Annotated in this window: 21 protein-coding genes and 1 pseudogene; 18 read left to right on the forward strand and 4 right to left on the reverse strand. The window is 66.2% G+C overall.

The genetic code is table 11. The features are described from left to right. Positions 1–14: 14 nt before the first annotated feature. From Q0627_RS02560 to Q0627_RS02575, 4 genes are all read right to left on the reverse strand, one after another. Entirely contained in the window at positions 15–1,850 is a 1,836-nt protein-coding gene (locus Q0627_RS02560; RefSeq protein ID WP_298807555.1) for a GIY-YIG nuclease family protein, read from the reverse strand. Between the two features lie 140 nt (positions 1,851–1,990). Next, complete coding sequence (locus tag Q0627_RS02565; RefSeq protein WP_291016465.1) at positions 1,991–2,371, reverse strand: hypothetical protein; 381 nt, start codon at positions 2,369–2,371, stop codon at positions 1,991–1,993. Between the two features lie 111 nt (positions 2,372–2,482). After that, a complete protein-coding gene (locus Q0627_RS02570; RefSeq protein ID WP_291016468.1) occupies positions 2,483–2,650 on the reverse strand; it encodes a hypothetical protein in 168 nt (55 codons plus the stop codon). A 120-nt stretch (positions 2,651–2,770) separates the two neighbouring features. Next, complete coding sequence (locus Q0627_RS02575) at positions 2,771–3,265, reverse strand: SRPBCC family protein (protein WP_291016469.1); 495 nt, start codon at positions 3,263–3,265, stop codon at positions 2,771–2,773. A 237-nt stretch (positions 3,266–3,502) separates the two neighbouring features. Here Q0627_RS02575 and hisD point away from each other — a divergent pair, with 237 nt between their 5' ends. The 18 genes and pseudogenes from hisD to Q0627_RS02665 all read left to right on the forward strand — a co-directional run bounded on the left by hisD (position 3,503) and on the right by Q0627_RS02665 (position 23,426). After that, entirely contained in the window at positions 3,503–4,831 is a 1,329-nt protein-coding gene (hisD, locus tag Q0627_RS02580) for a histidinol dehydrogenase (RefSeq protein ID WP_298807558.1), read from the forward strand. Further along, complete coding sequence (locus Q0627_RS02585; protein WP_298807560.1) at positions 4,828–5,958, forward strand: histidinol-phosphate transaminase; 1,131 nt, start codon at positions 4,828–4,830, stop codon at positions 5,956–5,958. Before hisD ends, Q0627_RS02585 begins: the two co-directional genes overlap by 4 nt. After that, positions 5,958–6,584 carry an imidazoleglycerol-phosphate dehydratase HisB gene (gene hisB / locus Q0627_RS02590; RefSeq protein ID WP_298807562.1) on the forward strand — a complete coding sequence of 209 codons (627 nt, stop codon included), beginning with the start codon at positions 5,958–5,960 and terminating at the stop codon, positions 6,582–6,584. The genes Q0627_RS02585 and hisB overlap by 1 nt, the downstream gene beginning before the upstream one ends. Further along, positions 6,581–7,216 carry an imidazole glycerol phosphate synthase subunit HisH gene (gene hisH / locus Q0627_RS02595; RefSeq protein WP_298807564.1) on the forward strand — a complete coding sequence of 212 codons (636 nt, stop codon included), beginning with the start codon at positions 6,581–6,583 and terminating at the stop codon, positions 7,214–7,216. Before hisB ends, hisH begins: the two co-directional genes overlap by 4 nt. Beyond that, entirely contained in the window at positions 7,216–7,482 is a 267-nt protein-coding gene (locus Q0627_RS02600; protein ID WP_298807565.1) for a hypothetical protein, read from the forward strand. The genes hisH and Q0627_RS02600 overlap by 1 nt, the downstream gene beginning before the upstream one ends. A gap of 62 nt (positions 7,483–7,544) precedes the next feature. Further along, on the forward strand, positions 7,545–8,288 hold the full coding sequence (priA, locus tag Q0627_RS02605; protein ID WP_291015599.1) for a bifunctional 1-(5-phosphoribosyl)-5-((5-phosphoribosylamino)methylideneamino)imidazole-4-carboxamide isomerase/phosphoribosylanthranilate isomerase PriA: 744 nt from the start codon (positions 7,545–7,547) through the stop codon (positions 8,286–8,288). Further along, positions 8,285–9,100 (forward strand): inositol monophosphatase, encoded by an 816-nt coding sequence (locus tag Q0627_RS02610; RefSeq protein WP_298807567.1) that lies wholly within the window; start codon positions 8,285–8,287, stop codon positions 9,098–9,100. Before priA ends, Q0627_RS02610 begins: the two co-directional genes overlap by 4 nt. Before the next feature lie 4 nt (positions 9,101–9,104). Beyond that, positions 9,105–9,878 (forward strand): imidazole glycerol phosphate synthase subunit HisF, encoded by a 774-nt coding sequence (gene hisF / locus Q0627_RS02615; protein ID WP_291015589.1) that lies wholly within the window; start codon positions 9,105–9,107, stop codon positions 9,876–9,878. 13 nt (positions 9,879–9,891) lie between these two features. Continuing rightward, the gene (hisI, locus tag Q0627_RS02620; RefSeq protein WP_291015590.1) at positions 9,892–10,269 is read left to right on the forward strand and encodes a phosphoribosyl-AMP cyclohydrolase; all 378 of its coding nucleotides are present in this window, start codon (positions 9,892–9,894) and stop codon (positions 10,267–10,269) included. Between the two features lie 10 nt (positions 10,270–10,279). Then, on the forward strand, positions 10,280–10,459 hold the full coding sequence (locus Q0627_RS02625; RefSeq protein ID WP_213243634.1) for a 4-oxalocrotonate tautomerase family protein: 180 nt from the start codon (positions 10,280–10,282) through the stop codon (positions 10,457–10,459). After that, positions 10,456–12,129 (forward strand): anthranilate synthase component I, encoded by a 1,674-nt coding sequence (locus tag Q0627_RS02630; RefSeq protein WP_291015592.1) that lies wholly within the window; start codon positions 10,456–10,458, stop codon positions 12,127–12,129. Before Q0627_RS02625 ends, Q0627_RS02630 begins: the two co-directional genes overlap by 4 nt. 56 nt (positions 12,130–12,185) lie before the next feature. Further along, complete coding sequence (locus Q0627_RS02635) at positions 12,186–12,863, forward strand: TIGR02234 family membrane protein (RefSeq protein ID WP_291015600.1); 678 nt, start codon at positions 12,186–12,188, stop codon at positions 12,861–12,863. Between the two features lie 100 nt (positions 12,864–12,963). Then, complete coding sequence (trpC, locus tag Q0627_RS02640; RefSeq protein ID WP_291015594.1) at positions 12,964–13,782, forward strand: indole-3-glycerol phosphate synthase TrpC; 819 nt, start codon at positions 12,964–12,966, stop codon at positions 13,780–13,782. Positions 13,783–13,899: 117 nt separating this feature from the next. After that, positions 13,900–15,210, forward strand: coding sequence for a tryptophan synthase subunit beta (gene trpB / locus Q0627_RS02645; protein ID WP_291015596.1), 1,311 nt, complete (start codon positions 13,900–13,902; stop codon positions 15,208–15,210). Beyond that, on the forward strand, positions 15,210–16,049 hold the full coding sequence (gene trpA, locus Q0627_RS02650) for a tryptophan synthase subunit alpha (protein ID WP_291015597.1): 840 nt from the start codon (positions 15,210–15,212) through the stop codon (positions 16,047–16,049). The genes trpB and trpA overlap by 1 nt, the downstream gene beginning before the upstream one ends. A gap of 23 nt (positions 16,050–16,072) precedes the next feature. After that, positions 16,073–17,011 (forward strand): annotated as a pseudogene (gene lgt, locus Q0627_RS02655) (prolipoprotein diacylglyceryl transferase); the annotation flags it as partial. A 345-nt stretch (positions 17,012–17,356) separates the two neighbouring features. Further along, positions 17,357–21,928 carry a glutamate synthase large subunit gene (gltB, locus tag Q0627_RS02660; protein WP_291017520.1) on the forward strand — a complete coding sequence of 1,524 codons (4,572 nt, stop codon included), beginning with the start codon at positions 17,357–17,359 and terminating at the stop codon, positions 21,926–21,928. Beyond that, positions 21,921–23,426 carry a glutamate synthase subunit beta gene (locus Q0627_RS02665; RefSeq protein WP_291017522.1) on the forward strand — a complete coding sequence of 502 codons (1,506 nt, stop codon included), beginning with the start codon at positions 21,921–21,923 and terminating at the stop codon, positions 23,424–23,426. The genes gltB and Q0627_RS02665 overlap by 8 nt, the downstream gene beginning before the upstream one ends. Positions 23,427–23,459 lie beyond the last annotated feature (33 nt).

Raw genomic sequence — 23,459 nt, forward strand, 5'->3', positions numbered from 1 at the left:
AGAAATTTGAGGCGCTACTCAAGGCCAATGTTGCTTCCACGGCTTGACACTGCCCGTACTAGGATTGGATTGTGTGAGTTCTTGATATTTCCGACTTTCGATTTTCGCATGAGGTGTAGTGCGGCGGTTGCTGCGGCTCGTGTTACGGCAACATCGTCCAGGAGTTCATCCAATAGGTCCAGGTTTTCCGCGATCACATTGTAATTGAACGGTCCGGATGCTTGGTATGGTGCTTCGTCAATGATGACACCGGGATGCTGGCGAAGGAATCTGACTATCGACTTGTCGGACATACCGTCGCCGAATAGTTCGACTCCATTGACCTGTACCCACCCCGACAGGTGGCCACTCTGGTCGATGTTCAGTCTGAACGCTTCCGTCCACCCGATGCTCAGATTGGATAGAGCCCTGTGGGGTGGGATCCGCTCGGGCGAGCTGAGAACCCAGTAGTCGTACTCGGTAAGCAGCGGCAAGGGGACGCACCGCTCGATGTATGTGCGTATGAGGTTGAGTGCGATCTCCGACTGTCCATCTGTTCGGGAGAGCCACTTCTTGTACGCGGGCACACCTCTGGCGCGCTGGTTGGGGGAAATCGTCAGGTTCCGGGCTACTTTACTGAACTTTGAATTCTGCTGAATAGGCTGAGCCAGCCAGTCCGACGTTGAGATCCTGTTTGCAGCGAAAATCTCATCGAGAGCTCGTTTTCCGCTGATATATGTCATTTCACTTTTGTTTCGGGAGTGAAGCCCAGTTTGCTGGAGTGCGGCGAGGAGTTCTCGCTCGACGCGCAGGAGATGGCGTAGGGGGTTCGCCATACGGGCTGCTGCTGGATCAGGGCTTAGACGAATACTGGAGATGTCCTTGTGTACTAACCTGTGTCCTTTGAGTCGCTCCGATATATCAACCGACTGGCCGAGGTAGCAATCACCATTGTCGAATTCAAGAAGGTAATACCCGGTCTCGCCGAGATCCAGCTCGCTGAGAGTCTTCTTGGTGGCTGAGGGGGTTGCCGGCTGAACGATGGTGTGGAATCCATACTCGGATGCCCATGATTCGATGCTTGCCTTCTTCTCGGCTACTTCTGCAGATGATGGCTTATGGTTGTCATCTATTCTGGCGGACGATGAGATCGTTGTTTGCGGCATTGGAGATCCCGTGCTGTGTCGCCTGAAATCGGAATCGATTCCGCTCGTGAGCGTCCATGCTGGAGCTGATGCAATGGCGAGTGCGCTGATGAACCGAGGTGTTGTGGCTATTTCTTCCTGCTCGTTCACCAAGAAGTGAGTGCAATCTGGTTGCCAGTGCCACAGTGGATCTGAATCAGCGTCTGTGGTTGTCCAGCGTGTTTCGAATGCCGTGATCCCCGTCGGGTAACTCCAAGCCTGCAGTGTGGACGAGGCGCGAACCATATCGAGGGTAGGCGGTGTTGCGTACACGTTGACGTCAAAGCGCTGGGGGTCAAAGGCGTTTCTACTATGGGTGATGTGAACCTGCCAGCCGGCGCCGGTCAAAGTCAAGTAGAGCTCGATGAGTTCGGCATGGATTTCTTCAATTTCCATGAGCCATTGATCTGATGTATCATCATCCAATGTCTGACCTCGCAAGTAAGGTGGTATGAGCGGCTCCCAGAATTCATAGTCGGTTGGACTTTCGCGTTCAGTGTCCCAGGTGTCGGTATTGTGGACGTATGAAGATGTAAGTTCTTTGTCTATTTCGTGAGTTATTTTGATCCCGGTGAGTGTGCGTTGCGTTGTCGTTGTCGACCCCTGGGACAATAGTGGTACGTGTGTGCGCCAGATTATTTGGAGGATGTCGGATTTGAAGGCTGGTTGGGGCGAAATATCGGTCACCTGCGCTCCTGATGTTGTGAATGTGGCTCTGCTGATGATGGGGTAAATCGCGCGGATGCCTTCTTGACAGGGGCGTGTGGCCTTGGCACGTACCTGGAATTGTCCTCAGGCTCAGCAGACGATACTGGGCGTCATTCCGTTCAGCACCGCGCCGCGCCCGTCTGTAGGGCTCGGCGGTAGGCAACTTGTTTGCCATTCACCTTGATGCTGCACGTCGCATAGATCTGCGGAGACTGGATGCGGGCGGCGATGTTCTGGCGTTTGGTGACGCGGAACCGGGTCGAGTACCCGTACTGTTCTCGCGAGAAGCCGACGGGTAGCGGCCGGAACCGCACCTGCTTGGTGATCTGCTTGCCGTCTTTGCCGATGTAGGTGATTTGGTTGCCGACGCTGTCCGAGGTCCACTGGTAGTGGACCGTCGAACCTGCTCCGGCGGTCCGGGCATCGGCGACACCCGGAGCGGCGATGACGGCACCGGCTACAGCCGTTCCGACGACGAGTGCACGCATAGTCTTGTTCATCAGGTCTCCACTCTGTGGTTCCGACTTCGGCGGCCCGCCCAATCGTCCCCCGGCCGCCGCGTGATTCGGTGGCGGATCTGAGGTGATTGGTCCATTCGGGCGACAGCGCGGTCACCGGTGCCGTAGAGCGTCGAAGAATGCACGCTCCCCATCCTCCGTGAGACCGTCGATGACGGTGTCCTCTGCGGGCAGGAGTGGGCGGGCCGAGGCCAGAATCGAATCGACGGACTTCTCGAGTGCGATGCAGGGTCGCTCATGCTGCGTCGACGGTTCGCCCATTGTGCCTCCTGCGGTCCCGCTCGATGCTACTCGTACTTCCCATAGTCCTTCCCGCTCAATCATTTCCTTGATCGCCAAACGGATCCGTTTGGCGATCAAGGAAATCGTTGCGCGGGAAGGTCAGGTGAGGGTGGTGCGGATGAGGTCGAGGTTGGCTTGCATGGCGTTGCGCCAGTCGGTTAGGCGGTGGGTGATTAGGCGGGACTCCTTGGCGGGATTGGCCTGGATGAACTCCGAGAGGCGGGAGGGGCCGGGGCCCAGGCGGGCCCATTGGCGGACGATGGTGCCCTTGCTCGACGGCTCGACTTCGAATGCCCACGTTGCCCAGGGGTCGCCACCGGCGGCGGGGCCGACCTGCCATACCCAGCGGCGGCCGGGGTCGACCTCGGTGATCTCGCATTCGCCGACCCAGGTGCCCAGATGCTCGGCGGTGTTGGTGCCGCGGAACCGGGCGCCGACGGCCACACCCGGGTCGCCGACCCATTCGGTGGACTCCAGTTCGCCGGCGGCGCGGGTGGGGAGGGTGATGTCGGTCACCAGGTCCCAGACCTGGTCGACGGTGGCGCCTTCGATGAGCGTGGATACCTCGACGGTCGGTGCGTCCCGGTACAGCATGTGGCCTCCGTGGTGGTCGTCGGTGATTCGGTGGGTACTGACATTGTTATCTCACCGGGTTTCGAGGTTCGTCGCTTGCGCTCCTCTCGCCTCAACCAGCGGAGGGGCGACTTCGCCGGATGCGGGGTGTCGGGGTGATTCGGGGGCTGATCCGGCGGCAGTGGGTAGGCGCATTCGAAAACCGGTGGCCACTCCACATATCCTGGGAAAGTCAACCCCTTCCAGCCAGGAGAGATCATGCTCGCCCGAACCGACCTGCGCGGTAGCACTCCGACGCTCGCCGAATTGCGTCGTGCCCTGCCGCGCGGTGGCACCGATGTCAATGCCGTACTCGAGACGGTGACGCCGGTGGTCCATGAGATCGCCGACCGTGGCGTCGAGGCGGCACTGGAATACGGGGAGAAGTTCGACGGCATCAAACCGGGTTCGGTGCGGGTTCCGGCCGACGTCATCGCGAAAGCTGCGGCCGACCTCGACGCCGAAGTGGCCGATGCGCTGCGTGAATCGATTTCCCGGGCCCGGAAGGTGCACGCCGACCAGCGCCGGGCCACCACCCGCACCGACGTCGTCGACGGTGGCACAGTGAGCGAGAAGTGGATCCCGGTGCGCCGCGTGGGGCTGTATGTGCCCGGTGGTAACGCCGTCTACCCGTCGAGCGTCATCATGAACGTCGTTCCCGCCCAGGAGGCCGGCGTCGGGTCGCTGGTGGTGGCCTCACCCCCGCAGAAGGACTTCGGCGGCTGGCCGCACCCGACGATCCTGGCCGCTTGCTCGCTGCTCGGTGTCGATGAGGTGTGGGCTGTCGGCGGCGCGCAGGGTGTGGCGCTGCTCACCTATGGCGGTGTCGACACCACCGGTGAGGTGCTCGACCCGGTCGATCTAATCACCGGCCCCGGCAATATCTACGTCACCGCCGCCAAGCGCCTGTGCCGCGGCGTGGTCGGCATCGACTCCGAAGCCGGGCCCACCGAGATCGCGATCCTCGCCGACAGTTCCGCCGACGCCGGCATCGTCGCCTCCGACATGATCTCCCAGGCCGAACACGACGTGCTCGCCGCGTCGGTACTGGTCACCGACAGCGTCGAACTCGCCGACGCCGTCGACGCCGCACTCGACACCCAGGTCGCCGCCACCAAGCACCGTGAACGCGTCACCACCGCGCTGTCGGGCAAGCAGTCCGGCATCGTTCTCGTCGACGATCTCGAAGCGGGTATCGCCGTCGTCGATGCCTACGCCGCCGAACACCTCGAAATCCAGACCCGCGACGCCGCGGCCGTCGCCGACCGCATCACCAACGCGGGCGCGATCTTCGTCGGCCCGTACGCGCCGGTCAGCCTCGGCGACTACTGCGCCGGATCGAACCACGTGCTCCCGACATCCGGATCGGCGCGGTTCGCGTCGGGCCTGTCGGTGCAGACCTTCCTCAAGGGCGTGCACGTCATCGACTACGACGAGGCCGCACTGCGGGAGGTTGCCGCCAAGGTGGTCACCCTCGCCGACGCCGAAGACCTGCCCGGGCACGGCGATGCGGTGAAACAACGTTTCGCGGGTGGGGTCGGCGCGTGAGCACACCCACTGTCCCCGGATCACAGATCACCGTCGACGATCTGCCGATCCGCGATAACTTGCGCGGCAAAAGTGCTTATGGCGCACCGCAATTGAAGGTTCCGGTGGTGCTCAACACCAACGAGAACCCGCACCCCCCGTCGCAGGCGCTGATCGACGACGTCGCCGAATCGGTACGCGAGGCCGCCGGTGAACTGCACCGCTACCCGGACCGCGATGCCGTCGCGCTGCGTACCGATCTCGCCGCGTACCTCTCCAAGGCCACCGGCACCGCGCTCGGCCAGGAAAACCTCTGGGCCGCAAACGGTTCCAACGAGATCCTGCAACAGCTCCTTCAGGCGTTCGCCGGACCGGGCCGCACCGCAATGGGTTTCGTACCGTCGTATTCGATGCACCCGATCATCTCCGACGGCACCGACACCACCTGGCTGCCCGCCAAACGAGCCGACGATTTCGGCCTCGACATCGACTACGCGATCGTCGAGATCGAAACCCAGCGGCCCGACGTCGTATTCGTCACCTCACCCAACAACCCGACCGGCGGGTCGACGGGCATCGCAGACCTGCGCCGCATCGTGGCCGCCGCGCCGGGCATCGTGATCGTCGACGAGGCGTACGCCGAGTTCTCCGCACAGCCCAGCGCCGTCACCCTCATCGACGAGTTCCCGGCCAAGGTGGTGGTAAGCCGCACCCTGAGCAAAGCGTTCGCCTTCGCCGGCGGACGACTCGGCTATCTCGCGGCGTCCCCGGCGATCATCGATGCGATCCTGCTGGTCCGGCTGCCGTATCACCTGTCGGTGGTCACCCAGGCCGCCGCCCGCGCCGCCCTGCGCCACGCCGACGACACCCTGGCAGGGGTGGCCGCGATCGTCGCCGAACGCACACGCGTCACCACTGAACTGGCCGCGATGGGATACGACGTCGTCGACTCCGACGCCAACTTCGTCCTGTTCGGGCGGTTTGCGGACGCACCGGCAAGCTGGCAGCGTTACCTCGACCGTGGTGTGCTGATCCGCGACGTCGGCATCCCCGGCAGACTGCGCGCCACGATCGGATTGGCCGAGGAGAACGACGCCTTCCTCGACGTGAGCAGGGAACTGGCGTCAACAGATCTGGAGAACCGCTAGTGTCCACCGCCCGTGAACCGCGCATCGCGCGCGTCGAACGCACCACCCGCGAATCGTCGATCACCGTCGAGTTGAACCTCGACGGCACCGGTGTCACGGACATCTCCACCGGCATCGCTTTCTTCGACCACATGCTCACCGCGTTCGGCCAGCACGGCAGCTTCGACCTGACGGTGAAGGCCGAAGGCGACGTGGAGGTCGAGGGTCACCACACCATCGAGGACACCTCGATCGTGCTCGGCCAGGCCCTCGGTCAGGCGCTCGGCGACAAGAAGGGCATCCGGCGCTTCGGTGACTGCTGGATCCCGATGGACGAGTCCCTCGCCCACGCCGCCGTCGACGTCTCCGGCCGCCCGTACTGCGTGCACACCGGCGAACCCGACCACATGCTGGGCGCCGTCATCGGCGGCTACCCGGGCGTGCCGTATTCGCCGGTCATCAACCGGCACGTCTTCGAGGCCCTCGCCATGAACGCACGCATCGCGCTACACGTGCGGGTGCTGTACGGCCGAGACCAACACCACATCACCGAAGCCGAGTTCAAGGCGGTGGCGCGCGCGTTGCGGGCTGCCACCGAATACGACGCCAGGGTCACCGGCATCCCGTCGACGAAGGGAGCTCTGTGAGCACGAACGTCGCGATCCTCGACTACGGTTCGGGCAACCTGCGTTCGGCCCAGCGTGCGCTGGAGCGCACCGGCGCCGACGTCACCGTCACCTCCGACATGCAGGAGGCACTGAACGCCGACGGTCTCGTCGTTCCCGGCGTGGGTGCGTACGAGGCGTGTATGACGGGCCTGCGCGAGGTGCGCGGGGAGCGGATCATCGGCCGACGACTGGCCGGCGGGCGTCCGGTCCTCGGGATCTGCGTCGGCATGCAGATCCTGTTCGAACGGGGCGTCGAATTCGGAGTGGAAACCGACGGGTGCGCCGAATGGCCCGGCGCGGTCACCCAACTCCAGGCCACGGTGCTGCCGCACATGGGATGGAACACGGTCCAGGCGCCCGAGAGTTCGATCCTGTTCGACGGGCTCGACGCCGATACCCGCTTCTACTTCGTGCACTCCTACGCCGCACAGACCTGGGAGATGGACAACGTCGGCACCGCACTCACCGCACCCAAGCTGACGTGGGCTGACCACGGTGGCCCGTTCCTGGCGGCGGTGGAGAACGGGCCGCTGTCGGCAACCCAGTTCCATCCCGAGAAGTCCGGTGATGCGGGTGCGCATCTGCTGCTCAACTGGGTCCGGGGTCTGTGATGAACGCCCAAGGCAAGCAACAGGATTCGGGCGTTCCCGGATTCTCGTTCGCCAAGCTGGCCCTGTTCTCGCTCGGCTCCGGCGTGGCCGTACTGCTGGTGTCCATCCCGATCATCATGGTGCTCACCCAGGTGTCGTCGGTGGCCGCTCTCGTCGCCGGCCTGCTCGCACTCGTATTGATGGTGGCGGTGATCGGCCTGGTGTCCCATCGCATGATCGCCGCCGTCGAACGGCAGGTGCGCGGCGAATCCGCGGACGACACCTGATACCCCGATCCGGCCAGTAGATTTTCGCTCGAACCCTTCACAGAACAGGAACACCACAACCGATGGGCACAACCCTCGAACTCCTCCCCGCAGTCGACGTCGCCGACGGGCAGGCCGTCCGGTTGGTGCAGGGTGCCGCCGGCACCGAAACCTCGTACGGGTCACCGCGCGAGGCTGCGCTCGCGTGGCAGCGGGACGGAGCCGAGTGGATCCACCTCGTCGACCTCGATGCCGCCTTCGGTAAAGGCAACAACCGTGAACTGCTCGCGGCTGTGGTCGCCGAACTCGATGTGAAGGTGGAACTGTCGGGCGGTATCCGCGACGACGATTCGCTGGCCGCGGCGATGGCCACCGGCTGCACCCGCGTCAACCTGGGCACTGCGGCGCTGGAGAACCCGGACTGGTGCCGCAAGGCGATCGCCGAATACGGCGACCGGATCGCCGTCGGCCTCGACGTCATCAACGAAGGCGGTTCCTGGCGGCTGCGCGGTCGCGGCTGGGTCACCGACGGCGGCGACCTGTGGGAGGTGCTCGAACGCCTCAACAACGACGGCTGCGCCCGCTACGTGGTCACCGACGTCTCCAAGGACGGCACCCTCAAGGGCCCCAACCTTGAACTGCTGGCCGAGGTCGCGTCGAAGACGTCCGCACCCATCGTTGCCTCGGGAGGGGTCTCGGCGATCGAGGATCTGGTGGCCATCGCCGGACTCGTGCCGCACGGTGTTGAGGGCGCGATCGTCGGCAAGGCCCTGTACGCCGGACGTTTCACCCTGCCCCAGGCACTGGAGGCGGTGTCCGGGGCGTGAGCGCGGATCTGGACTATCCGCGTCTGCTGCATGTGGCCGGGACGATCCTCGACGGCGCGGTCGAGGAGTTCCGCGCCGGGGTGGGCGCACCGAGTGCGGTCGTCAAGGGCGCCACCGACTTCGCCACCCAGGTCGATCTCGACCTCGAACGCCGACTGTCGGCGGAACTGGCCGAGCAGACCCAGATCCCGGTGCACGGGGAGGAGTTCGGCGGTCCCGACCCGGACTCGGGCGTGGTGTGGGTGCTCGACCCCGTCGACGGCACCTTCAACTACTCCACCGGTGTACCGCTGACCGGCATCCTGCTCGGCCTGGTCGTCGACGGAGATCCGATCCTCGGACTGACCTGGCTGCCGCTGCAGAACCGGCGGTACGCGGCGCACGTCGACGGTCCGCTGCTCGTCGACGGTGAGCCGGCGCCACCGTTGACCGAGACGGACCTGGCCACCTCGGTGCTTGCCTACGGCCCGTTCAATGCCGGCTATGGCGGCCGCTATCCCGGTGCACAGCGTGCCGATGTGTTGCGTGGCCTGAGCTCGCGGGCGGCACGGGTGCGGATGACCGGCAGCACCGGCGTCGACCTGTCGTTCACCGCCGCCGGAATCTTCGGTGGCGCGGTGATCTTCGGCCGCCACGCCTGGGACAACGCACCGGGCACGGCACTGGTGCGGGCAGCGGGCGGCGTGGCCACTGACCTGGCCGGAGCACCGTGGACTGTCAACTCGCCCTCGCTGGTCGTCGGTGCGCCCGGGCTGCATTCCGAACTGCTGGACGTCATCACCGAGGCCTCGCACGGCGAGTGGAAAGAGTAGTCACATGCCAGTAGCTGTCCGGGTCATTCCCTGCCTCGACGTCGACGACGGTCGCGTCGTCAAGGGCGTCAACTTCCAGAACCTCCGCGACGCCGGCGACCCCGTCGAACTGGCCGAACGCTACGACCGCGAAGGCGCCGACGAACTGACGTTCCTCGACGTCACCGCGTCGAGTTCGGGTCGCGCCACCATGGTGGACGTGGTCAAACGCACCGCCGACCAGGTGTTCATCCCGCTCACCGTGGGTGGGGGCATCCGCACCGTCGACGACGTCGACACCATGCTGCGCGCCGGCGCCGACAAGGTCAGCGTCAACACCGCCGCCATAGCCCGCCCGGAGGTGCTCGACGAGATGAGCCGACGATTCGGCTCGCAGTGCATCGTGCTGTCGGTGGACGCTCGTACCGTTCCCGACGGCGAGCGGCCCACCCCGTCGGGCTGGGAAGTCACCACGCACGGCGGCCGCAAGGGCACCGGCATCGACGCCGTCGAATGGGCCCGACGCGGCCAGGACCTGGGCGTGGGGGAGATTCTGCTGAACTCTATGGACGCCGACGGTACCAAGGCCGGATTCGATCTGCGCATGCTCAAAGCGGTCCGCGAGGCCGTCAGCGTGCCGGTGATCGCGAGCGGCGGCGCGGGCAAGGTCGAGGATTTCGCGCCCGCAGTCCATGCGGGGGCCGACGCGGTGCTCGCGGCGTCGGTGTTCCACTTCGGTGAACTGACCATCGGCCAGGTCAAGGACGCGATGCGCGCCGACGGCATCACGGTCCGGTAGGAGGGAGGTTCCGATGGCATTGGATCCCGAACTGAGCGCCAAGCTCACCCGCAACGCCGACGGCCTGTTCGCGGCGATCGCGCAGGAACGCGGCACCGGCATCGTGCTGATGATGGCGTGGATGGACGACACCGCCCTCGAACGCACCCTGGAGAGCCGCCGCGCCACCTACTACTCGCGCTCGCGGCAGCAGTACTGGGTCAAGGGCGAGACGAGCGGCCACTTCCAGCACGTGCACGACGTGCGCATCGACTGCGACGGCGACACGCTGCTGCTGATCGTCGACCAGGACGGTGCGGCCTGTCACACGGGCAGCCACAGCTGCTTCGACACCCCGTCACTGCTGCCCGAAGTCACCGCACCACAACCGACGTACACACCAGAGAGCTGAGGAGCAGACGATGCCCTTGATCCAGATCTCCCAGACCCCCGGCATGTCCGATCGCATCAAACGCGAGACGATCGCCGCGGTCACCGAGGCCTACGCCCGGGCCACCGGCAAGAACCCCGACTCGGTGTGGGTGACCATCAACGAGATCCCGCGCACCCAGTGGGGCGTCGGCGGCGAGCCGCTCGGATGAGCGCGGCCGTACAGCAATCGGGCTTCGGGCACACGACGACGTTCGAGGAGTTCGCCGACCTGGCCCGTGACCACCGGGTGGTGCCGGTGACCCGCAAGGTGCTCGCCGACGCCGAAACCCCGCTCTCGGCGTACCAGAAGCTGGCCGGTGACCGTCCGGGCACCTTCCTGCTGGAGTCGGCGGAGAACGGCCGTTCGTGGTCGAGGTGGTCGTTCATCGGCGCGGGCACCCCGTCGGCGCTGACCGTCGCCGACGGTGAAGCGCACTGGTGGGGGACGGTGCCCGACGGCGCACCCACCGGAGGTGATCCGCTGGAGGTGCTCGGTGCATCCCTGAAGCTGCTGGCCACCGACCCGCTGCCGGGGATGCCGCCGCTCACCGGTGGTTTCGTCGGCTTCATGGCCTACGACATGGTGCGCAGGCTGGAGAATCTGCCGTCCACCACCGTCGACGATCTCGGGCTGCCCGATCTGGTGATGCTGCTGGCCACCGATATAGCGGCGGTCGATCACCACGAGGGCACTATCACCCTCATCGCCAACGCCGTCAACTGGGACGGCACCGACGATCGCGTCCACGATGCGTACGACGACGCCATCGGCAGGCTCGACACGATGACCGCCGCGCTCGCGGCTCCGCTGGCCTCGACCGTCGCCCAGTACGACCGTCCCGCACCCGAGTACACCGCGCAGCGCGACGTCGACGAATACGGTGCCGTCGTACGGGCCATGGTCGGTGAGATCCAGGCCGGCGAGGCGTTCCAGGTGGTGCCGTCGGTGCGGTTCGAGATGGAGACGACGGCCGACCCGCTCGACGTGTACCGGGTGCTGCGCGCGTCCAACCCGAGCCCCTACATGTATCTGTTGCGGATGCCAGGGGCGAGCGAAGCGACGGGAGGTGTCGGGGCGAGCGAAGCGACGGGAGGTGTCGGGGCGAGCGAAGCGACGGGAGGTGTCGGGGCGAGCGAAGCGACGGGGGATGCGACCGGTCAGCTCGCCGGACACGGGATCGCGCAGGAGCCGTTCACCATCGTCGGCAGCTCACCCGAGGCGCTGGTGACGGTGGCCGACCGGGTGGTCACCACACATCCGATCGCCGGAACCCGGTGGCGCGGGGCGACCGAGGAAGAGGACCTGCTGCTGGGCAAGGGCCTGCTCGAGGACCCCAAGGAGAACGCCGAGCATCTGATGCTCGTCGATCTCGGCCGCAACGATCTCGGACGCGTCTGCCGTCCCGGTACGGTGAAGGTCTCCGACTACTGTCACATCGAGCGGTACAGCCACGTTATGCACCTGGTGTCGACGGTGTCGGGCACCCTGCGCGATGACCAGGAGGCCTTGGACGCGGTCACCGCATGCTTCCCGGCGGGCACTCTCAGCGGTGCGCCCAAGGTACGGGCGATGGAACTGATCGAGGAACACGAACTGACCCGCCGCGGACTGTACGGCGGCATCGTCGGCTACCTCGACTTCGCCGGCAACGCGGACACCGCGATCGCGATCCGCACCGGGATCCTCGCCGGTGAGCGGGCGTTCGTGCAGGCCGGTGCGGGCGTCGTCGCCGACAGCGACCCGGTCTACGAGTACACCGAGGCCAAGAACAAGGCGATGGCCGTCCTCAACGCGATCGCGGCGGCGGGAACGATGCGCCGCGTCGGGGACATTTCGTGACCGACGACCCATCCGGACAGACCGGCGACACCCAGCGCCGCGTGCGCCGCACCAAGATGATCGCGGCGTTGCTGCTGGCACTCGCGGCGGTGGTGTTCTGGGCAGCCGGACAGTTGCACTGGTGCCGGGTCGAGGCCGAACCGCTCGACGGACTGACGCGGCAGCGGGCGTTCGACGTGAAGGGCTCGGACTGGAGCCCGTGGCTGACGCCGCTCGCGCTGGTGCTGCTCGCGGCGATCGCGGCCGCGTTGTCGGTGCGGGGCTGGGGTCTGCGGCTGATCGCGGTCCTGGTGGCAGCCGGTGGGGTGGTGGCGGCGATCCCGGTCATCTCATTGCTCAAAGACGGCGCCGACTCCGGCTACGCAGGCGATGTGGCCGACATGCCCGACCGTTATCAGGTGCTGTTCGTCGACGTCCACGAGTGGGCGGTGGCCACGGTCCTGGCGGGTAGCGCGCTATGTGTGGCGGCGGGTGTGTTCCTGCTGCGGGCGGCCCGGGGCGGTGCGGCGCCGGCATCGAAGTACCGGACGCCCGCGGCGCGCCGCGAGGACGCCGAGCGCGAGATCTTCCGCGAGTACGAGGAGCGTAAAGCTGCGCAGGCGCAGAGTCCGGGCGAGTCGGCGGCCGAGGGCGGCACCAGCGAGCGGATGCTCTGGGACGCACTTGACACCGGTCTCGATCCGACGGATCTCGACGTCGGTGACAACCCTCGCACCGATCCGGACGTCCACTAGGGACACGCATCAGGTGACCGCGTTGTACCCGCGATCACCACTGTTTCCCGATGCGTCTACCCTTAATCCACATACTTCAGGTGAAAGGGGCCGACCACCCGTGAGCACGCCGACCGTCCTCGACTCGATCATCGAGGGAGTCAAGGCTGACGTCGCCGCACGCGAAGCCGTTATCGACTACGCGGCGATCAAGACGGCCTCGGAGAAGGTCGCGCCGCCCAAGGACGCGACGGCCGCACTGCGGCTGCCCGGCATCGGGGTGATCGCCGAGGTCAAGCGCGCTTCGCCGTCGAAGGGTGAGCTGGCCAGCATCGGCGATCCGGCACAACTGGCCAAGGCCTACGAGGACGGTGGCGCCCGCATCATCAGCGTCCTGACCGAGCAGCGGCGATTTCGCGGATCGCTCGCCGATCTCGATGCCGTCCGGGCCGCGGTTTCGATCCCGGTGCTGCGCAAGGATTTCATCGTCGGGCCGTACCAGATCCATGAGGCACGGGCGCACGGCGCCGACGTGATCCTGCTGATCGTCGCCGCTCTCGAACAGAACGTGCTGGCCTCGCTGCTGGACCGCACCGAAAGCCTGGGTATGACGGCCCTGGTGGAGGTGCACACCGAGGAAGAGGCCGACCGGGCACTGCAGGCGGGTGCATCGGTGGTGGGTGTGAACGCCCGCAACCTCAAAACCCTTGAGGTCGACAGGGATTGCTTCGGCCGGATCGCACCTGGATTGCCCACCAAGGTGATCCGGATCGCCGAGTCCGGTGTCCGGGGCACCGCCGACCTGTTGGCATACGCCGGTGCGGGAGCCGATGCCGTTCTGGTGGGTGAGGGTCTGGTCACCAGCGGTGATCCGCGGGCCGCGGTCAGCGAGCTGGTGACCGCCGGTACGCATCCGTCGTGCCCCAAACCTGTTCGCTGAGAGCAGTTTTCGGCGCGTGAGTATTTAATAGTTTGTGCCCTGGGGATTTCCGGGGTGTGATCAGTTGTATCCGGGGGTTCTGGCCGCCGGTGCGATGATGAGGGAGTCCGCGAGTTCATGACCGGTAGCAATGCCCAGGAAACGGCCGAATTTCCCACGGCCAGTACGGGATTGACGACGCGGACCAGTATCGAACCGGACGCCGGGGGACACTTCGGGGTATACGGCGGGCGACACGTTCCCGAGGCGCTGATGGCCGTCATCGAGGAAGTCACCGCCACCTACGACAAGGTGCGTTCCGACGACACCTTTCTCGCCGAACTCGACCGCCTGCAGCGGCAATACACCGGACGGCCGTCGCCGCTGTACGAGGCGACCCGGCTCAGTGAGTTCGCCGGCGGTGCTCGGATCTTCCTCAAACGAGAAGACCTGAACCACACCGGATCCCACAAGATCAACAATGTGCTCGGGCAGGTGCTGCTCGCGCACCGTATGGGCAAGACGCGGGTGATTGCCGAGACCGGTGCCGGCCAGCACGGTGTGGCCACCGCCACCGCCTGCGCGCTGCTGGGCATCGAATGCGTCATCTACATGGGCCGCGTCGACACCGACCGCCAAGCCCTCAACGTGGCCCGGATGCGGCTCCTCGGCTCCGACGTGATCGCCGTCGACAACGGCTCGGCCACCCTCAAGGACGCCATCAACGAGGCGCTGCGCGACTGGGTGACCAATGCCCACAACACCTACTACTGCTTCGGCACCGCCGCCGGACCGCACCCGTTCCCGGCTATGGTTCGCGACCTGCAGCGCATCGTAGGCCTCGAAGCGCGAGTACAGATCCTCGAACAGGCCGGGCGGCTGCCCGACGCCGTCGTCGCCTGCGTCGGTGGCGGCTCCAACGCCATCGGCATCTTCCACCCCTTCATCGACGATGCCGGGGTGCGCCTTGTCGGTTACGAGGCGGCCGGTGACGGTGTGGAGACGGGGCGCCACGCGGCCACGTTCACCGGCGGCACACCCGGCGCGTTCCAGGGCGCCTACTCGTACCTGTTGCAGGACGAAGATGGCCAGACCATCGAATCGCATTCGATCTCGGCGGGCCTGGACTACCCGGGTGTCGGCCCCGAACACGCCTACCTCAAGGACATCGGCCGTTCGGAGTACCGGCCCATCACCGACACCGAGGCCATGGACGCCCTCGCCCTGCTGTCCCGGCGCGAGGGCATCATTCCGGCGATCGAGTCGGCGCACGCCGTCGCCGGCGCGCTGCAACTCGGCCAGGAACTCGGTGAAGGCGCCATCATCGTGGTGAGTCTGTCCGGGCGCGGCGACAAGGACGTCGACACCGCCGGACGCTGGTTCAACCTGTTCGACCCCCCGCCGTCGGAGAACGACGTGCACGCCATCGACAACGCAGGGAAACAGTGATGAGCAGCGAGAGCGCCGTGGCAGAAACCGGGACCGTGAAGGCGGCCCCCGAATCCAGGCTCGCGTCGGTGTTCGCCCGCTGTAAGGCCGAAGGCCGCGCCGCCCTCATCGGGTATCTGCCCGTCGGCTATCCCACCGTCGAGAAGTCGATCGAATCGTTCCGGACAATGGTAGAGGCCGGCTGCGACATCATCGAGGTCGGCGTGCCCTACTCCGACCCGGTGATGGACGGCCCCACCATCCAAGAGGCCGCCGAACTCGCCCTCACCAACGGGGTGCGGGTGCGTGACGTGTTCACGGCCGTCAAGGCCATCACCGAGGCCGGTGGTGCCGCCGTCGTCATGAGCTACTGGAACCCGGTCCTGCAATACGGTGTCGATCGGTTCGCCCACGACCTGGCCGAGGCCGGCGGTGCGGGCGTGATCACCCCCAACCTGATCCCCGAGGAGGGCGCGGCCTGGCACGAGGCGTCCGACAAGCACGGCCTCGACCGCATCTATCTGGTCGCGCCGTCATCGACCACCGAACGGATCGCACTCACCGTCGACGCCTCCCGCGGCTTCGTCTACGCGGCTTCGACGATGGGCGTGACGGGTGCCCGAGACAGCGTGTCCAACGCGGCCCCCGAACTGTGCGCACGGGTCCGTGCCTATTCCGACATCCCCATCGGGGTCGGCCTGGGTGTGCGTAATCGTGAGCAAGCTGCCGAGATCGCCGCCTACTCCGACGGTGTCATCGTCGGCTCGGCGCTCGTGACCGCCGCGCACGCCGGCCAGGACAGGCTGCGTGAACTTGTCGCTGAACTGGCCGAAGGTGTCCGCGGCCACCGGGCCCTGTAGCCGGTCGGTTAGTGTTGGCAGGCGTGACCATTGCACCTCTGGCCTACATTCCCAGCCCGTCACAGGGCGTATGGCATCTCGGCCCCGTGCCGTTGCGCGCCTACGCGCTGTTCATCGTTCTGGGCATCATCGTCGCGGTCTGGTGGGGCGGACGCCGCTGGGTGGCCCGCGGTGGCCGCGAGGGCGACATCCTCGACATGGCCATCTGGGCGGTGCCGTTCGGCCTTATCGGCGGCAGGCTCTACCACGTCATCACCGACTGGAAGACCTACTTCGGTGACACCCCCGACGACGGCAAGAACGCCGTCGATGCCCTGCGTATCTGGGAGGGTGGCCTCGGCATCTGGGGAGCGGTGGCCCTCGGCGCGGTCGGCGCGTGGATCGGTGCCCGCCAGTACGGCATCAAACTGCCGGCCTTCGGTGATGCGATCGCGCCGCCGGTCCTGCTCGCCCAGGCGATCGGGCGTCTCGGCAACTACTTCAACCAGGAGTTGTACGGCCGCGAGACCGACGTCCCGTGGGGCTTGAAGATCTACGAGCGCATCGACGAGTCCGGCCATCGGGACGCCATGAACGGTGTGTCGACCGGCGTCGTCGAGAAGATCGTGCATCCGACATTCCTGTACGAGTTGCTGTGGAATCTGCTGGTGGTGTTGATCCTGGTGGCCATCGACCGCTACGCCCGCATCGGCCACGGCCGGCTGTTCGCGCTGTACGTGGCGATGTACTGCGTCGGCCGGCTCGGGGTGGAGCTGATGCGTTCGGATCCGGCGACGGAGATCGCAGGTATCCGCATCAACGTGTTCACCGCCTGCATCATCTTCGCGATCGCGGCCGCCTACTTCGTGATCGCCCCGAAGGGCCGCGAACAGGGTCTGACGATGTACCGCGACGCCAAGGCCGCCGAACTCGAGGCACTCGGCCATATCGGTTACGTCGACGAGTTCGACTATTACGACGACGAACCGGTCGCCGAGCCCGATCCCCACGAAACCCTCACCGAGGCCATTGCCCGCCACACAGGCAACACCGGAAACATCCCGGTGATCACGGACGCTCCCGGCAACGAAACCGATCCCGAGGCCGACCCATCGGACAAGCCGAAGTAGCTCACATTCGCCGCCCGGCGCATTCACCGGCATTGGGTTAGTGTTGAGAACGCCACTCGACCACGGTATTTGACCAGCCCCACGTGGTGTCGGGCGGCGCTCATGCTCCACCGGACAGTGTTGTCCTGAGGATGCCGGTACATGTCGGCGTCGGCGACACGCAGCGCGTTGCCGGCGCGTTCGAGTGTGGAGGTCTCGATGCTGTTTTCTGCGCTCCCCGAAAAGCAGGGTCTGTACGATCCGGCCCAGGAAGTCGACTCGTGCGGTGTGGCGATGGTCACCGACATCTACGGCCGGCGCACGCATTCGATCGTCGCCGACGGGTTGCTCGCACTGGAGAACCTCGAACACCGGGGTGCGGCGGGCGCCGAACCGAACAGCGGTGACGGTGCGGGCATCCTGATCCAGCTTCCCGACGAACTGTTCCGGGCCGCCACCGATTTCGCATTGCCGGCGCCGAGTGCGTCGGGTGCCAACACGTACGCGGCGGGTGTGTGCTTCCTGCCCGCGGACCCCGAACTCCGGGCGGTCGCCGTGCGGCGGGTCACCGAGCTTGCGCAGTCCGAGGGCATCACCGTGCTCGGCTGGCGCGACCTGCCCGTCGACCCGCAGCGCGCCGATGTCGGCGCCACCGCACTGGCCTGCATGCCGTACATGAGTCAGCTGTTCGTCACCGTCGACCCGTCCTTGGGCCACGACCGCCTCGCCGGGATCGACCTGGACCGGGCGATCTATCCGTTCCGCAAACAGGCCGAACGCGTCACGCCGGAGATCGAGGCCGAAGGTACGGGCCTGTACTTCCCGTCACTGTCGAGCCGGACGATCGTGTACAAGGGCATGCTCACCACGATGCAGCTGCCACTGTTCTACGACGATCTGCGCGACGAACGCTGCCTGAGCGCGATAGCGATCGTCCATTCCCGCTTCTCCACCAACACCTTTCCGTCGTGGCCGCTGGCGCATCCGTTCCGGTTCGTCGCCCACAACGGCGAGATCAACACCGTCCGCGGCAACCGCAACCGGATGCGCGCACGCGAGGCGATGCTCGCCACCGACCTGATCCCCGGCGACCTGTCGCGGGCGTTCCCGATCTGCACCCCGGAGGCATCCGATTCGGCGTCCCTCGATGAGGTGCTTGAGCTTCTGCATCTCGGCGGTCGCAGCATCCCGCATTCGGTGATGCTGATGGTGCCGGAGGCGTGGGAGAACGTCACCGACATGGACCCCAAACGCAAGGCGTTCCTGCAGTTCAACTCCTCGATCATGGAGGCCTGGGACGGACCTGCCTGCGTCACCTTCACCGACGGAACCCTCGTCGGTGCGGTCCTCGACCGCAACGGGCTGCGCCCCGGCCGCTGGTGGCACACCCGCGACGGCCGGATCATTCTGGCCTCGGAAGCCGGTGTGCTCGACGTACCGGTCGACGACGTGGTTGCCAAGGGCCGCCTGGAACCGGGGAAGATGTTCCTCGTCGACACCGCCCACGCCCGGATCATCCCGGACGAGGAGATCAAGGGCGACCTGATGAACGCCGAGGCGTACGACGAGTGGCTGCACGCGGGGCTCCTCGACATCGCCACGCTGCCGCTGCGCCCGGTGTACCAACCGAACCACAACACGGTGGTGCGCCGGCAGCTCTCGTTCGGGTATACCGAGGAGGATCTGCGGGTGTTGCTCACCCCGATGGCCTCGTCGGGGTACGAACCGCTCGGGTCGATGGGCACCGACACCCCGATCGCGGTGCTCAGTAAACGTTCCCGGCTGCTCTACGACTACTTCGTCGAACTGTTCGCGCAGGTCACCAATCCGCCGCTGGACGCGATCCGCGAGGAGATCGTCACCTCGATGGCGCGGGTGATGGGTCCGGAACAGAACACGCTGGAACCGTCGGCGGCGTCGTGCCGGCAAATCATGTTGCACGGGCCGGTCCTGGACAAGGTGGGGCTGGCCAAGATCGTGCACATCAACGACGACGGTGAGCATCCGGGGCTGGCGACGACTGTGCTCTCGGGTCTCTACGAGGTCGACAGGGGTGGTGAGGGGCTGGCCGCGGCGCTGGAAGACCTGCGGACGCGGGCGAGTGAGGCGATCGCGCAGGGCTACCGGACGCTGGTGATCTCCGACCGCCACACCGACCGCGAGCACGCGCCGATCCCGTCGCTGCTGGCGACCGCGGCCGTGCATCATCATCTGGTTCGCACCAAGGAACGCACGAAGGTCGCGCTGGTGGTGGAGTCCGGCGATGCCCGCGAGGTGCACCACATCGCGTTGCTGATCGGTTTCGGCGCTGCGGCGGTCAATCCGTATCTGGCGATGGAATCGATCGAGGACCTGATCAGCGAGGGTGAGCTGATCGGCGTGCGTCCGGCGAAGGCGGTGCGCAACTACGTCGAGGCATTGGGCAAGGGCGTGCTCAAGGTGATGAGCAAGATGGGCATCTCCACCATCAGCTCGTACACCGGCGCGCAGGCATTCGAGGCGGTCGGGCTGTCCTCGGAAGTGGTGCGCGAGTACTTCACTCGCACCGTGTCCCGGATCGAGGGCGTGGGTCTGGACGAACTCGCCGAGGAGGTGCGGCTGCGCCATCACCGGGCGTTCCCGGAGAACCCGACCGAGCAGGTGTACCGCCGTCTCGACGTGGGCGGCGAGTACCAGTACCGCCGCGAGGGCGAACTGCACGTGTTCACCCCGGAGACGGTGTTCCTGTTGCAGCACGCCACGAGAACGGGTCAGGCGGAGGTCTTTCAGAAGTACTCCGACGAGGTGGACCGGCTCTCGCGCGCCGGTGGTACCCTGCGCGGTCTGTTCGAGCTCGATCTCGCTGAGCATCAACCGATTCCGCTCGATGAGGTCGAACCGGCGTCGGAGATCATGAAACGCTTCAACACCGGCGCGATGAGCTACGGCTCGATCTCGGCCGAGGCGCATGAGACGATCGCGATCGCGATGAACCGGATCGGCGCGCGCTCGAATTCGGGGGAGGGCGGTGAGGATACCGACCGCCTCTACGATCCGCAGCGGCGCAGCGCCGTCAAGCAGGTGGCGTCGGGCCGGTTCGGCGTCACCAGCGACTATCTGATCAATGCCACCGACATTCAGATCAAGATGGCCCAGGGTGCCAAACCCGGTGAGGGCGGCCAGCTTCCGGCGTACAAGGTGTATCCGTGGATCGCCAAGACCCGCCATTCCACGCCCGGCGTGGCGCTGATCTCCCCGCCGCCACATCACGACATCTACTCGATCGAGGACCTGGCGCAACTGATCCACGATCTGAAGAATGCCAACGCACAGGCCAGGATTCACGTCAAACTGGTGAGCGCGGTGGGCGTGGGAACGGTTGCCACCGGTGTGTCCAAGGCGCACGCCGACGTCGTGCTCATCTCCGGGCATGACGGCGGCACCGGCGCCTCACCGCTGACTTCGCTCAAACATGCCGGGACGCCATGGGAGATCGGCCTGGCCGACGCACAGCAGACCCTGATGCTCAACGGTCTGCGCGACCGGATCACGGTGCAGTGTGACGGCGCGCTGCGCACCGGCCGGGATGTGATCATGGCGGCGTTGCTCGGCGCCGAGGAGTACGGATTCTCGACCGCGCCTTTGGTTGTCAGCGGTTGCATCATGATGCGGGTCTGCCACCTCGACACCTGCCCGGTGGGTGTGGCGACCCAGAACCCGACGCTGCGGGCCCGGTTCACCGGCCAGGCCGAGCACATCGTCAACTTCTTCCGGTTCATCGCCGAGGACGTACGAAAGTACCTGGCGCAGTTGGGGTACCGGACACTCGACGAGGCGATCGGGCAGTCGCAGCGACTGCACACCGATGCGGCGCTGGCGCATTGGAAGAGTCAGGGCCTGGACCTGACACCCATCTTCCGCCGGGTACCCGACGCCGGATCACCACGCCGGATCACCGGTCAGGATCACGGCATCGACAAGGCGCTCGATAACACCATCGTGCAATTGGCAGAGGGTGCGCTGAACGACGCGCGTCCGGTCACCGTCGAACTCCCGGTGCGCAACGTGAACCGCACCGTGGGCACGCTCTTGGGGTCGGAGGTGACGCGGCGATACGGTGCCACGGGCCTGCCCGAGGACACCATCACCGTCAACCTCACCGGCTCCGCGGGACAGTCGCTCGGCGCCTTCCTGCCGCCGGGCGTCACCATCAACATGGCCGGCGACGCCAACGACTACGTCGGCAAGGGATTGTGTGGTGGCCGGATTGTCGTTTCGCCGCACCAGGATTCGTGGTTCATCGCCGAGGATCAGGTGATCGCCGGAAACACCATCCTGTACGGGGCGACGTCGGGTGAAGTGTATCTGCGCGGCCGGGTGGGTGAGCGCTTCTCGGTACGCAATTCGGGAGCGATCGCCGTCGTGGAGGGTGTGGGCGATCATGCCTGCGAGTACATGACCGGCGGACGCGTGGTGATCCTGGGACCGACGGGCCGGAACCTGGCGGCCGGTATGTCGGGCGGTATCGCCTTCGTCTACGACCTCGACGCGGACAAGGTCAACACGGCGCTGGTGACGCTGATGCGTCCCGACCCCGACGATCTGCTGTGGCTGCACGACACCATCGCCACCCACACCAAGCTCACCGATTCGTCGGTGGGGGCGTCGTTGCTGGCCGACTGGCCGCGCCGGTGCCTCGGCTTCACCAAGGTCATGCCCAGCGACTACAAGCGGGTTCTCGACGCGGCCCAGATCGCCGAGGCCGAGGGGCGTGACGTCGATTCAGCGATCATGGAGGCGGCACGTGGCTGATCCACGCGGTTTTCTCGACGTTCCCAAGCACGAGGCCCGCTACCGGCCGGTGGATCAACGCGTCCACGACTGGGGCGACGTCTACGCACATCCGGCCGATCCGAGGCTGGAACTGACCGACGTCTCCGATCAGGCCCGGCGCTGCATGGACTGCGGTATCCCGTTCTGCCACTCCGGAACTGCCGGATGCCCGCTGGGCAACCTGATTCCGGAATGGAACGACCTGGTGCGCCGCAGCCGCTGGGACGCGGCCAGCGCCCGGTTGCACGCCACCAACAATTTTCCCGAGTTCACCGGTATGGTGTGCCCGGCGCCGTGCGAGGCGGCGTGTGTGCTGTCGATCTCCGAACCGACTACGGGCGGCTCGGTCACCATCAAGCGCATCGAGAAGACAATCGCGCACCAGTCCTGGGACGACGGCTTCATCCAGCCCGAACCACCCGAGGCACACACCGGGAAGTCGGTGGCGGTGGTGGGGTCGGGTCCGGCGGGTTTGGCTGCCGCACAACAACTCACGCGGGCCGGTCACGATGTCACCGTCTACGAGCGGGACGACCGGCTCGGCGGGCTGCTGCGCTACGGCATTCCCGAATACAAGTTGCAGAAGTCCGACATCGACCGCCGGATCGGTCAGATGGAGGCCGAGGGCACCAGGTTCGTCGTCAATTGTGGTGTGGGAACCGATATCTCGGTTTCCGACCTCCGGGCGAAACACGATGCCGTGGTGTTGGCGATCGGCGCGATGACCGCCCGCGACAACCCGGTGCCCGGCCGCGACCTGAACGGCGTGCATCTGGCGATGGAACATCTGGTGCCCGCCAACCGTGAATGCGAGGGCGACGGACCGAGCCCCATCACCGCCGCCGGCAAGCATGTGGTGATCATCGGCGGCGGCGACACCGGCGCCGACTGCCTGGGCACCGCGCACCGGCAGGGCGCGGCGTCGGTGGTGCAACTCGACTACAACCCCGAACTTCCGCTGGACCGCGACGATTCCAGATCGCCGTGGCCGACGTGGCCGCTGGTGATGCGGACCTCATCGGCGCACGCCGAGGGCGGGGAACGAAAATATCAGGTCGCGGTGCAGCGATTCACCGGCGACACCGACGGCAATGTCACCACGATGGTGCTGGCCGAGGTCACCGTCATCCGGGACGCCGACGGGCGCCGGTCCGTCACTCCGGTGGGTGAGGAATTCGAGATCCCCTGTGAGCTCGCATTGTTCGCGATCGGATTCGAAGGTGTCGAACGTGGGCCGCTGCTAGACGGACTGGGCCTGGCGCCCAACCGGCGCGGCGCGCTGTCCTGCGGCAGCGACTGGCAGACCGACACGCCGGGCGTATTCGTGTGCGGGGACGCACACCGCGGTGCCTCGCTCGTGGTGTGGGCGATCGCCGAGGGCCGCTCCACCGCGCGCGCCGTCGACCAGTTCCTCATGGGTGCTTCGGATTTGCCGTCACCGGTGAAACCGGCGGCGCTGCCCCTGAGCGTGCGATAGCGGTCGGCGTCAACCGGAGGTCTATGTTCATCG

The organism is uncultured Gordonia sp., from assembly GCF_937858515.1.
Taxonomy (GTDB): Bacteria; Actinomycetota; Actinomycetes; order Mycobacteriales; family Mycobacteriaceae; genus Gordonia.

Bases quoted from the DNA above. Each gene is read 5' to 3' on its own strand.
- Q0627_RS02565 (WP_291016465.1), bottom strand. From the start codon at position 2,371: ATGAACAAGACTATGCGTGCACTCGTCGTCGGAACGGCTGTAGCCGGT.
- Q0627_RS02570 (WP_291016468.1), bottom strand. From the start codon at position 2,650: ATGGGCGAACCGTCGACGCAGCATGAGCGACCCTGCATCGCACTCGAG.
- Q0627_RS02575 (WP_291016469.1), bottom strand. From the start codon at position 3,265: ATGCTGTACCGGGACGCACCGACCGTCGAGGTATCCACGCTCATCGAA.
- hisD (WP_298807558.1), top strand. From the start codon at position 3,503: ATGCTCGCCCGAACCGACCTGCGCGGTAGCACTCCGACGCTCGCCGAA.
- Q0627_RS02600 (WP_298807565.1), top strand. From the start codon at position 7,216: ATGAACGCCCAAGGCAAGCAACAGGATTCGGGCGTTCCCGGATTCTCG.
- priA (WP_291015599.1), top strand. From the start codon at position 7,545: ATGGGCACAACCCTCGAACTCCTCCCCGCAGTCGACGTCGCCGACGGG.
- hisF (WP_291015589.1), top strand. From the start codon at position 9,105: ATGCCAGTAGCTGTCCGGGTCATTCCCTGCCTCGACGTCGACGACGGT.
- hisI (WP_291015590.1), top strand. From the start codon at position 9,892: ATGGCATTGGATCCCGAACTGAGCGCCAAGCTCACCCGCAACGCCGAC.
- Q0627_RS02625 (WP_213243634.1), top strand. From the start codon at position 10,280: ATGCCCTTGATCCAGATCTCCCAGACCCCCGGCATGTCCGATCGCATC.
- Q0627_RS02630 (WP_291015592.1), top strand. From the start codon at position 10,456: ATGAGCGCGGCCGTACAGCAATCGGGCTTCGGGCACACGACGACGTTC.
- Q0627_RS02635 (WP_291015600.1), top strand. From the start codon at position 12,186: ATGATCGCGGCGTTGCTGCTGGCACTCGCGGCGGTGGTGTTCTGGGCA.
- trpB (WP_291015596.1), top strand. From the start codon at position 13,900: ATGACCGGTAGCAATGCCCAGGAAACGGCCGAATTTCCCACGGCCAGT.
- trpA (WP_291015597.1), top strand. From the start codon at position 15,210: ATGAGCAGCGAGAGCGCCGTGGCAGAAACCGGGACCGTGAAGGCGGCC.
- gltB (WP_291017520.1), top strand. From the start codon at position 17,357: ATGCTGTTTTCTGCGCTCCCCGAAAAGCAGGGTCTGTACGATCCGGCC.